Below are 10,804 nucleotides of genomic sequence, written 5' to 3' on the forward strand. Positions count from 1 at the left end.
GACCTCCGCGCTTCGCCGATCCGATTGCCGCGCCCGCTTGCCGCAACGCAGCATGCGAACACCGTGCGCCCCGTGCGCCGCGTCAGGCGGCGGATTCGTCGTGGCGGCGCAGCAACACGGGCCGGTCCGCGATCCGCAGCAGCGATTCCGCGACGCTGCCGAGCAGCAGCCGACGTATTCCGTGGCGCCCGCGGGTGCCCATCACGATCAGATCGGCGCCGCACTCGGCGGCCGTGCGCATCAGCACCGCCGCGACGTCCTCGCCATACGAATCGATCGCGCGCACCGAGCCCTCGATGCGATGCTGCGCGAGCCGCGCCTTCGCGTCGGCGAGCACGCGGGTCGCGATGTCGGTCGCCGGGCCGTCGTCGTCCTGCGGCTCGAGGTACGCGGCGTCGACGTCGACGAGCTGCGGCTTGTGCTCGACGACGCACACGGCCGTCACCGTCGCGCCGAACGTCTTGGCGACCTTGATCGCTTCGTCGAGCGCGACGCTCGCGCTGCGGCTGCCGTCGAGCGCCGCGAAGATTCTTTTGTACATGGTCGACACCTCCGGAAAACACCGTTCGATCGCGTGCGGGCACGCCCTGCCGAGAGTCTCGCGCGCCGCGGACGGCCCACCGTTGACGAGGATCAAGCGTGCGCTCGGGCGGCGCGCATGCGGCGGCGCCGCAGCCGCCACGTGCGCGCTTCGATCCCATTGGCCAAAAGCAGCCAAATCGAGCACAATTTCATCTCAATATTGATGATAAGAGGCTGCGGCCCACTTGCGGGCGTCCGCGCGTTCGGGACGCCGCGTCGCGGCCGCCTCGACCGGGGAGCAAGACCTTGAAGACCGCTCTGACGACGGCTCGAAACGAACGCGCGCGCGCCACGCCACGCGCCGGCCCGCCCGCGCGGTTGCACGCCGCCGCGCCCGCGGCGGCCGGCGCACGCGGCGCCGGTTCGGCCGCCCGCTGGTCGACCTCCCCGATGCAATCGACTCGACAGGAAGATTTCCACCCATGATCAAGGTTCTGATTGCCGACGACCACGCGCTCGTGCGCGACGGTCTGCGCCATATCCTGCAGAATGCGTCCGGCTACGAAGTCGCCGGCGAAGCGTTCGACAGCGCGACGACGATCGCGCTCGTGCGCTCGACGCCCGCCAATGTGCTCGTGCTCGACCTGTCGATGCCGGGCCGCAACGGCGTCGAGCTGATCAAGCAGATCAAGGAAGAGAAGCCCGCGCTGCGGATCCTGGTGCTGACGATGCACGCGGAGCAGCAGTACGCGGTGCGCGCGTTCCGCGCGGGCGCATCCGGCTATCTGACGAAGGAAAGCGCGAGCTCGGAGCTCGTCGGCGCGGTGACGAAGGTCGCCTCGGGCGGCGTCTACGTGAGCCTCGCGATGGCCGAGCGCTTCGCGCAAAGCCTGAACGAGCCGGCGGAGACGCTGCCGCACCATCGGCTGTCGGACCGCGAGTTCGACGTGTTCCGCCGGATCGCGTCCGGCCAGACGCTCACGCAGATCGCCGACGAGCTGTGCGTGAGCGCGAAGACGGTCAGCACGTACAAGACGCGGATTCTCGAAAAGATGCAGATGCCGCACGAAGCGGCGCTCGTGCGCTACGCGTTGCGGCACAAGCTGATCGACGATCCGGACGAGGATTGACGCACGCCCCCGTGCCCGCGCGCCTCGATGAGCGACGCAGCCGGGCGGCCGGCCTGCGGGCGCGCGGCGCGGCCGCCTTACAAATTGAATGCTTTCGACATCTTCAGCTCGATCCAGGTCATGCCCGCGCGCAGCCCCTCGATCATCGCGTCGCGCTCGGCCGGATACGTGCCGCCGTGCCGGAACGCGTGCCGGAACACGCCGCCGCCCGGCGCACTGTGCATCACCTTGATGTCGCACACGTAACCGCCCTGCACCGGCGACGTCGTCACTTCGACCGTCCAGTCGCCGTCCTTGATGTTGCCTGACAACGTCATGTCGCTCTCCAGCCGGATCGGCCGACGCGGCGCCGCGCGACGCCGCGCGGCATGCGTGCGCTATTCGTAAAGGAATCGAAAGAACCCGCTGTGCAGCAGGACCGGCTTGCCGCCGATCTCGTCGAGCATCCGGCGCGCGGCATGCTCGATCTTGCCGCGATGCAGGTCGAACGCCGCGAGCAGATCGTCCTCCTTCAGCGACGCCGCGCCGAAATGATCCTCGAGCGCCTCGGCCGTGATCGCGCATTGCACGTACTCGCCGTCGACGAGCGCCGGAAATGCGACGACGAGATCGCGCGCGCAGTACTCGGGCGGCGGATCCAGAGGAAACGAAATCTTCATGACGGGCATGACAATCTCCTGTAGCCACTGCCGGCACGCGCAGCGGACCATCGATGCTTCAGCATAGAGCCGCGCCGCGCCGCCCGCTTGACCCACGTCAACCGGCCGCGCGCGGCGCGCGGTTGATCTGCGTCAACACGCCGGCGGGCAACGGGGCGATGATCGTTTCGTCGCGTGCGCCGTCGCGCCCTTCGTGCCGGCCTCGCACGCGCCGAACGATGGGGCGGGCCATGACACTGAAAGCGAATCTCGAAGGCGTGCGCGACACCTATCGCCTCTGCTTCGTGCGCAATCCGTGGGCCTACTTCACGTGCTTGCCGCTCGATCGCCAGTGCGGCGACCGCTGGAGCGAGGCGCCTTACGAACTGTACGCCGGACCGCCCTACGGCGACAGCCCCGACCAGATCCTGCGCGTCGCGTTCGACGGCCCGCTGCTGCCGCCCGAGGCCGGGCGCGGCGGGCTCACGTGCAGCGTCGTCGACATCAACGAAGGCCTCGCGCCGTGGCTTCGGACCGAAAGCTACTTCGGCGGCGAGCCGCTCGCGATCGCCGCGGGCGCGACGCTCGGCGCGTTCGTCGAGACGATCGAGAAAGCGGGCGGCACGGTGTTCGTTCCACTCACGTGGGGCGCATTGCCGGACGCCGGCAAGCGCGCGCATGCAATGGTGGTGACGAACTGAGCGATATGCGGGCGCGGCCGTCGCGGTGATCGCCGTGCGCGCGCGACGCAAACGCGTGTGATCGGATCGCGCCTCCCCATCCGCGAGCGAACCTGCCGACCGATCGGGCCCGCGCGCCGCGACGCCGTCAGCGCTCGTCCTTCGCCGTCGGATTCAGCAGCACGACGAACGCGGCGACGCCGACCGACAGCGCGATCACGCCATAGAAAAACTCGGCGCTGCTGTCGAACAGCAGGCCGCGAACGGCTTCCATCATCCCCGCGAGCGAAATGAACACGGCGATGGTCGCGAGAACGACCCGATATTTGCGCACCATGACGGTCTCCCGGCTTGCGTGTATGCGGCCGCCGTCCAATGTCGACACCGCGCGCCGGCGTCGTCACGCGCGATCGACGCTCGTGCTTCCCGTCCAGCCTTTCGGTATGATCGCCCGTCGCACGATCGCGGCCTTGACCTGAGTCAAGCGCCGCCCGCCGTTGCGAGCTGCGCGAACGACGCACCGGCGCCGCGTAGAAGTGCGCTTCCAGACGCGCAAAAAGCCAAAAGCGTCGCTGTACAATGCTCGGGCATCACCGCCGCGCCGCGCCCGCGCAACGGGCACGGCCGACGCAATCGCAGGCGCCGCGCGCCTTGTGTCGAACGGCAACCGTAGCCTCGTGGGAGATTCATGGATTCGGACATCATGCATATCGGCGGACGCATCCGCCGCCTGCGCCGGGAGCTGAAAAAAACGCTGCTCGAAGTCGCCACCGAGGCAAACCTGTCGGTCGGATTCCTGTCGCAAGTCGAACGCAACCTGACCGGCATTTCGATTTCTTCGCTCGTCAACGTCGCCAAAGCGCTGCGCGCGCCGCTCAGCGCGCTCATCGACCAGCCCCGTCAGGATCGGCCGGATTCGCACGAGGGCAGCCGCGAGTCGTACTCGATCCGTCCGACGCAGCAGCGCTACGAGCGCCTGTCGACGACCTTCGCGGGCAGCCAGCTCAACGCGGTCAAGGTATCGATGATGGAAGGCTATTCGTCCGAATGGGTCGCGCATGCCGGCGACGAATTCGTGTTCGTGCTGTCGGGACATGTCCGCTACACGGTCGGCAAGCAGGACTATCCGCTCGGCCCCGGCGATTCGCTGCACTTCAATGCGCACGAGCGGCATCGCGTCGTGAACGTGGGCAACGAGCCCGTCGAGCTGATCGCGGTCGGCACGCTGCCGCTCTTCGGCGACGGGCAGCCCGCGTTTCCGTCGCTGCCGGGCGGACAGAAGCCGCCGCGCACGCGCGCCGCGCACAAGAAAATCGAGCCGCCGCCTTCGGCGCAAAAAAACGAACGGCGCAAGGAGGCGCCCGTTCCGCGCGCGGTCTCGACGAATGACGCCGCACACCGCGTCGCGAAAAAAACCACGCGCTGAATGCCGCGCAAGCGACGCCGGCGCGCCGGTCCGCGCCGCCGCTGCGGCTCCCGCCATCGCACGCATCAATTCAATCAGCACATTCGTTTCAACGCGGCGGAAATGAATGGATTGAATTTTCAATAAATCAAAACAAATAAATCCCCCGCCGAAACGCCTCGCCCATCCATTTACAATCATATTTATTTGCGTATTTTTTGCATCTTTAATACGATTTCTGGCGCGGCCGGCGAGCGCCGCCGACGATGCATTTCCTTCGCGACGCCCGATGATTTGGCGACTCAAAATCCACGAATAAATCAATGGAAAAATCGAAGCGGCCCATCAATCTCTTTCATAGACCTGCGTTGCAATTCGCCTGACCGGGCCCATCCGGCGTCGGGACCGACCGTCGACGGCGACCACTGGAATCAAACGAACCCACTATGAAAAACAATCAAGTCGATGTACTGATCAACGGCAGCGGCATTGCGGGCGTCGCACTCGCGCACCTGCTCGGAACGCGGGGCCACAGCGTCACGGTGGTCGAGCGTGCGGCGCGCAACCGCGCGCAGAACGGCGCCGATTTGCTGAAGCCTTCCGGCATCGGCATCGTTCGCAAGATGGGGCTGCTCGACGACGTGTTCGCCGCCGGCGGACTCAGGCGCGACGCGATGAAGCTGTTCCACGACAAGGAGCCGATTGCGTCGCTCGACTACCGGACGTCCAGCGCGCTCGGCTTCTTCATCCTGATTCCGTGCGAGCAATTGCGCCGCTTGCTGCTCGCGAAGCTCGACGGCCTGCCCAATGTGCGCCTGCGCTTCGAGACGTCGATCGAGCGGATCGAGCAGGACGCCGACGGCACGGTGACGTCGCTCGCGTTGAGCGACGGCGAGACCGTCGCGCCGACAGTGCTGATCGGCGCGGACGGCGCGCGCTCGATGATCCGCAGCGACGTGCTGCGCGCGCATGCCGAGCGCGTTCCGTATGCGGCGCCAATGGCGTTCGGCACGATCGCGCTCACCGACAGCGTTCGCGAATGCAACAGGCTGTACGTCGATTCGAACCAGGGGCTCGCCTATTTCTATCCGATCGGCAACGAAGCGACGCGTCTCGTCGTCAGCTTTCCGGCGAGCGACATGCAAAATTATCTCGCCGACGCGACGCGCACGAAGCTGGTTGCGCGTCTGGCCGAATTCGTCGGCGACGAGAGCGCCGACGCGATGGCGGCGATCGGCCCGGGCACGGAATTTCCGTCGATCCCGCTCGGGCGAATGAATCTCGACTGCTATCACAAGCGCAACGTCGCGCTGCTCGGCGACGCAGCGCACAGCATCCATCCGATCACGGGCCAGGGCATGAACCTCGCGATCGAGGACGCGGGCGAACTCGGCGAGTGCCTCGACCTGCACCTGAGCGGACAGATCGCGCTCGCCGATGCGCTCGACCGGTTCGAGCGCATCCGGCATCCCGTCAACGAAGCGGTGATCTCGTACGGCCATGCGCTGGCGACCACGTACCACGATCGCGCCGCGCTCCTCGCCAACTTCCGGTCGCAATTGCAGACGAGCGGACGCGACGCCGCGTTGCTGGGCACCGACGCCGAAGCGTGATCGCCAGCGTTCCGCGCGATCGGATCAGCACGCTGCCGCGGGGCCGCGGCGGCGGCGAAGCTGAAACAAGTTGTATCGACGGTCCGTGCGGCCGGGCGCGGCGCAAACGGGACGCGGCCCCGCGCCCGGCGCTCGTCGAGCCGGCCGGTTGCGCGGCGCGCGATCGCGGATCGCCGCGCGTCGCATCACACACCGCAACATCCGATACGATGCCGTTAACCCTCTCTTAAGGCGGATTTGCCAAGCTTGAGTCACCGGCTGCGAGCATGTTCGCCCGCGGCGGGACAGATGGAGGTACGCATCATGAAAACCGCTCTGCAAATGGCCGCGCTTGCCCTGGCGCTCGCCGTTCCGGCCCTGTCGTTCGCGCAGCCGTCGACCGAGGCGCCGATGACGCGCGCGCAAGTGCGCGACGAACTGATCCGGCTCGAAAAGGCCGGCTACCAGCCTTCGAAGAACCAGTATCCGGCCAACATCCAGGCGGCCGAGGCCCGTCTCGCGCCGGCGAACGGCGCGGACACCTCCGGCTATGGCAGCGGCGGCGGCGGCGCGATGCAGTCCGGGCAGCGCGTATCGCCGACGTCGGGCGGCTGGGACACGCCGTATCGTCACCGTTGACCGATGATGCGGGCCTGCGTGCGCAAATCGCGCACGCAGGCCCGCATCGAAAGCGATCGATCGTCATGCCGATCGCCATCGCGCGCTGAAACCGCCGCACGCCGTTCGCATCGCGGCCATCGCGCGTTCGCGCGCGTAACGGCCGCGTTCGCTCAGCGCTTCGCCGGCAGCGGCGGCTCGCCCGCCGTCGTCGCATTGCGCGCCCAGTCGACGAACTCGCTGTCGTAGCGGTTGCCGATGTACGCGACATAGTTCGCGTAGCCGTCGTAATCGCCCACCCGGAAGCGCGACACGATCGTGTCGACGTCCGCGCGATGGCGCTCGAACATGAAGCGCGTCGCCATGTAGCCCCACCGGTATGCGCGCGCGACGTAGTCGCTCGACGAATACAGCGTGCCGAGCACGTCCGAGAACCGGTACGCGCCCGTGTGCGCGGCGTCGATCGATTCCTGGTTGTCGTTCTTTCTCGACAGATATTCGGCGACGCCCTCGATCCACCAGACCGTCGGCTTCGCGGTGCTCGCCGTGAAGTCGCCCGCCATGTCGTAGCGGCCGTCGAGATAGTGCGTGAACTCGTGCTCGAGGTTCCAGACCTTGAACTCGGGCCGCAGCCACGACGCCTCGTGCGCGATGAAGCGCGCCTGGTTGCCGGGCGCGGACGGATCGCCTTCGAGATACATGCCGCCGTTATCGGTGCTGATTCCGTAGATCACCGAAGCATATTTGCGATAGTTCGCGTAGTCATCGAAGATGACGAGCTCGATCGTGTCGTTGCGATCGCCCGCCACCGGCTTGCGCCCGGTCTGCATCATCCTGTGGAAGTAATCGTCCTGCCGCGCGACCGCCGTGCATACCGACTGCAACTGCGGCACCGTCATGTCCTGCGCGAGAATGCGCACGCTCGCGCTGCACGCGTAACGATACTTGAGCACCGCATCGGTCAGCCGCTTCTTGTAGTCGCACGTGCCGTAGTCCGAGCAGTCGCCCGCGTCGCCGTAGTCGACCGCTTCCGCCGCCGCGAGCCACAGATCGCTGTCCGCGCCCGTCATGCTCGTCGACGCGAGCATGTCCTGGATCATCTTCTTCACGCGCGGCTTCTGCGCCGGATAGCGGAGAAAGCGAAACGTTTCGCGCGCCGCGTCGGCAAGCTGATACGCGGCGCTCGTGTTCGACAGGCTCGCGCGGTTCGCGGTGACGAAGCGGTTGAGCGTCTCCGGCAGCGTCGCGTCGCTGTCGAGCATCGGCTGCGCGCCGCTGCGCTGATGCGCGTAGAAAAACACCGTCAGCAAGCCGGTGAAGCCGCCCGCCGCGCTGCGCTGCAGCAGCGGCGCCGCCGCCTGCGGATTCGTCGCGCTCACGGTGTACGACGCGATGCGGCTCTTCAGCGTGGGCAGGTAGTACGCCTCGTCCTTCATGTTCGTGATGAGCTTCATCAGCTCGTTCGCGGTACTCGGCGCGCGCGCGTTCTCACGGTAGAGCGCCTCGCCTTCGAGGCTTTGCTTGATATACGGACGCAGCCACACCGCGAGATTCGGAATCGGATCGGCAATGCCCGATACATCATATTGGTAATACGCGGCGCGCAGATAAATCAGCGAATTGACCAGAATCAAATTGCTCGCATCGTACCGATATATATCCTGTACGAAACGACTCGCGACGGCATGCACGTTTTCGGCATTGAAAATCTGCGTGGCCAGCGTTTTATCGACTGAGAACAGGCCGTAATGGCATTCGTAATCGGGCAGGTTCGCGACGTAATCGGCGAGCGCCGCGCCGTGATACTGGGCCATCACCGACATGTCGCGGCAATCGGCGCCCGGCGCGCTGCGTTTGCTGCGCCTGGCCGGCTGCTTGCGCTGCGAAGGCTTGGTCAGCGCCGCGCGATCCTGCTCGCTCAGCGGCAGGTTGTATTCGGCCTGCTCGGGCGAAACCGGCAGATTCTGCGGCACGCGCGGCATGCGCGCCTGCTTTTGCTGCGCCGGCTGCGTATTGGCCGACGCCGTGCCGATCAGCCCCGCGAATACCGACAACATCACGGCGGCCGACCAGCGACAGGTTTTGCGAGACAGCTCCGCTATTGGCATTTGATTTGCCCTCGGTTATTTTGGAGCGCCGAAGATATAACATCGCCCATCAACAAGTCAATTTAATGAAAGGAAGACAGGTCAATTCATGTTGATTGAATTATTTACCCGTTGGAATCGATTTTTACAATAATTCGATTAACCACCCGAATTTCCGGAGCGACATCCGCAATACGTCCGCGATTCGCGACGGACCGGCGCGCCACGTCGTGACGACGGCGTGACGCAGGACATCGAAAAAAATCGGGGGAGTTTCGCGTCGCCGTGCTGGCCGCGCATGCGGCGCGGCGACGTGAGCCGAGACGACCGCCTGCGCGGCCGCCTCGGCGTCCAGGGCGTCAGTTCCAGGGTGTCAAATCCAGGGCATCAGGCATTGCGCCGAAACTCAGCCGTCCACGCCACTCGGCCCGATCAGGTCCGCACTGGCTGCGACAGGGCTGGAATCGACTGCGAGACCAGTGGCGCCGCGAGCGCAACTGGCGCCGCGTGCGCGCTCAACTGCGTCGCAAGCTGCACGCCGGCCGGTGGCGCCGTCGCGAGCGGCACCGCCGCCGGTGGGGCCGCCGCCGGTGGGGCCGTCGCGGGTGGAACACCCAGCAATGGCACCGCGCTGCTCGCCAGCGTCGCCGAGGCTTCGCTCAAGCGCTCGACGACTGGCGCCAGCGACGCATGAACCGCCTTCAACTGCTCGTCATCTAGCATTCCCATAGCATCATCACCTCCTTTATTTGTCGACGGACAAATGGTGGCGCACCTGACGGGATTCGAACCCGCATTCCCCAGCCCCCAAAACTGGTACTTTTGAAGCCTGCGATTCACGGCCCTCGGCCCGGCTCACTGCCTGCATTGACGCCCTGGAAAGCTGCAGGCGGGTATCGCCCGGCCTACTTCCGCTTCACGTTCGGCCCCATTGTCCGATTAAGCTACAGGTGCAATTCCCGAATCCTTCAATGCCGCAGCAGTTGCTTCAGACTGCTCAGCAATCGATCGACATCGTCCGGGCCGTTGTAGCCCTGGATCGAAATCCGCATGCGGGGCCGGCCGCCGAAACGGTCGACCGACACGTCGATCCCGCATTCGTTGCGCAACCGGTACAAGAGCGCGATGTCGTCCGTTTCCGGCGGCAGTTGTGCGCAGACCATCTGGCCATGCCATTCATGCGCGCCCGGCGGATGGTAGAGCGGCTCGCGCGTCAACGCGGCCACCTCGCGCTGCGCGTCGCTCGCGAGCGCGATGCAGCGCCTGCGCACGCTGTCCCAGTCGTGCTCGCGCTGGAACGCGATCGCGCTCGGCACGCTCAGGAAGGCGGAGATGTCGCGGCTGCCCTGCCACTCGTGATACTCGACGAACTTCGACGGCCCTGGGTTCTTCGGCTCCCAGCCCCAACTGACGACGAGCGGTTCGACGAGCGGCTGCACGTCCGGTCTCGCATACAGGAACGCGCTGCCCTTCGGCGCGCAAACCCATTTGTGCAGGATGCCGACATAAAAATCCGGATCCATCGCGCGCAGCGACAACGGCAATTGCCCGGGCACGTGCGAGCCGTCGACGATCGTCAGGATGCCGCGCGCACGCGCACGCGCGCAGATCGCCGCGACCGGAAACACGAGCGCGGTGGGCGACGTCAACTGGCTGATCAGGATCGCGCGCGTGCGCGGCGTCACGTCGCGCCAGAAATCCTCGACGAACTGCGCGTGCGTCGTCACCGGCAGCGAAACCTTGTGCCGGACGATCCCGAAACCCCGCTTTTGCGCGGTGAAGCGCCACAGTCGCTCGATGCCGCCATGTTCGTGATCGGTGGTGAGCAGTTCGTCGCCCGGGCCGAGCGGGATGCTGCGCGCGATGATGTTGACGCCCGTGGTGCCGTTGCTGACATATACTAGGTTGTCGCGTTCGGTATCCACGTATTCGGCCAGTATCGCTCTCGCCTGCGCCATGCGTTCCGTGAAGCGGCGCGACAGGAAATCGACCGGCTCGCGCTCGAGCTCGTACTGCCATTGCACGTGACGCTCGAACACCGGCCGCGGCGTCGCGCCGTACGCGCCGTGGTTCAGATAGGTCACGCCCGGGTCGAGCAGAAACAACGATTTCAGTGAGTCTGTCATGGCCTT

General features: G+C 66.0%; 12 protein-coding genes. 5 read left to right on the top strand and 7 right to left on the bottom strand.

What is annotated here, in order from left to right; all coding sequences use genetic code 11:
* Window positions 1-82 precede the first annotated feature (82 nt).
* On the bottom strand, window positions 83-541 hold the full coding sequence (locus WS92_RS10255) for a universal stress protein (RefSeq protein WP_015603350.1): 459 nt from the start codon (window positions 539-541) through the stop codon (window positions 83-85).
* Between the two features lie 463 nt (window positions 542-1,004).
* Between WS92_RS10255 and WS92_RS10260 the strand changes: the two genes are divergently transcribed.
* Entirely contained in the window at window positions 1,005-1,652 is a 648-nt protein-coding gene (locus WS92_RS10260) for a response regulator (RefSeq protein WP_006027491.1), read from the top strand.
* 77 nt (window positions 1,653-1,729) lie between these two features.
* Here WS92_RS10260 and WS92_RS10265 read toward each other — a convergent pair whose 3' ends face one another.
* Together WS92_RS10265 and WS92_RS10270 are read right to left on the bottom strand one after the other, a co-directional pair.
* On the bottom strand, window positions 1,730-1,969 hold the full coding sequence (locus WS92_RS10265) for a hypothetical protein (RefSeq protein ID WP_009914763.1): 240 nt from the start codon (window positions 1,967-1,969) through the stop codon (window positions 1,730-1,732).
* A gap of 60 nt (window positions 1,970-2,029) precedes the next feature.
* Window positions 2,030-2,320, bottom strand: a complete 291-nt coding sequence (locus WS92_RS10270; RefSeq protein ID WP_009914761.1) for a DUF1488 family protein — start codon at window positions 2,318-2,320, stop codon at window positions 2,030-2,032.
* A gap of 221 nt (window positions 2,321-2,541) precedes the next feature.
* On the opposite strand from WS92_RS10270, the gene WS92_RS10275 reads away from it, so the two are divergent.
* Window positions 2,542-2,991 carry a hypothetical protein gene (locus WS92_RS10275; RefSeq protein WP_006027494.1) on the top strand — a complete coding sequence of 150 codons (450 nt, stop codon included), beginning with the start codon at window positions 2,542-2,544 and terminating at the stop codon, window positions 2,989-2,991.
* A 127-nt stretch (window positions 2,992-3,118) separates the two neighbouring features.
* Here the strand turns inward: WS92_RS10275 and WS92_RS10280 are convergent, their stop codons facing one another.
* Entirely contained in the window at window positions 3,119-3,307 is a 189-nt protein-coding gene (locus tag WS92_RS10280) for a DUF2964 family protein (protein ID WP_009914759.1), read from the bottom strand.
* A 351-nt stretch (window positions 3,308-3,658) separates the two neighbouring features.
* Between WS92_RS10280 and WS92_RS10285 the strand changes: the two genes are divergently transcribed.
* The 3 genes from WS92_RS10285 (at window position 3,659) to WS92_RS10295 (ending at window position 6,606) form a co-directional block, all read left to right on the top strand.
* The gene (locus WS92_RS10285) at window positions 3,659-4,396 is read left to right on the top strand and encodes a helix-turn-helix domain-containing protein (protein ID WP_059930105.1); all 738 of its coding nucleotides are present in this window, start codon (window positions 3,659-3,661) and stop codon (window positions 4,394-4,396) included.
* Between the two features lie 425 nt (window positions 4,397-4,821).
* The gene (locus WS92_RS10290) at window positions 4,822-5,988 is read left to right on the top strand and encodes an FAD-dependent monooxygenase (RefSeq protein WP_059930107.1); all 1,167 of its coding nucleotides are present in this window, start codon (window positions 4,822-4,824) and stop codon (window positions 5,986-5,988) included.
* Window positions 5,989-6,291: 303 nt separating this feature from the next.
* Window positions 6,292-6,606, top strand: a complete 315-nt coding sequence (locus WS92_RS10295) for a DUF4148 domain-containing protein (protein ID WP_059930323.1) — start codon at window positions 6,292-6,294, stop codon at window positions 6,604-6,606.
* Between the two features lie 152 nt (window positions 6,607-6,758).
* Here WS92_RS10295 and WS92_RS10300 read toward each other — a convergent pair whose 3' ends face one another.
* From WS92_RS10300 to WS92_RS10310, 3 genes are all read right to left on the bottom strand, one after another.
* Window positions 6,759-8,693: a collagenase gene (locus tag WS92_RS10300; protein ID WP_059930109.1), complete on the bottom strand. Its 1,935-nt coding sequence runs from the start codon at window positions 8,691-8,693 to the stop codon at window positions 6,759-6,761.
* A 411-nt stretch (window positions 8,694-9,104) separates the two neighbouring features.
* Window positions 9,105-9,401 carry a hypothetical protein gene (locus tag WS92_RS35700; RefSeq protein ID WP_059930111.1) on the bottom strand — a complete coding sequence of 99 codons (297 nt, stop codon included), beginning with the start codon at window positions 9,399-9,401 and terminating at the stop codon, window positions 9,105-9,107.
* Window positions 9,402-9,640: 239 nt separating this feature from the next.
* Window positions 9,641-10,798 carry an aminotransferase class V-fold PLP-dependent enzyme gene (locus WS92_RS10310; RefSeq protein WP_059930113.1) on the bottom strand — a complete coding sequence of 386 codons (1,158 nt, stop codon included), beginning with the start codon at window positions 10,796-10,798 and terminating at the stop codon, window positions 9,641-9,643.
* Window positions 10,799-10,804 lie beyond the last annotated feature (6 nt).

This window comes from Burkholderia sp. MSMB1588, from assembly GCF_001546925.1.
Classification (GTDB): domain Bacteria; phylum Pseudomonadota; class Gammaproteobacteria; order Burkholderiales; family Burkholderiaceae; genus Burkholderia; species Burkholderia humptydooensis.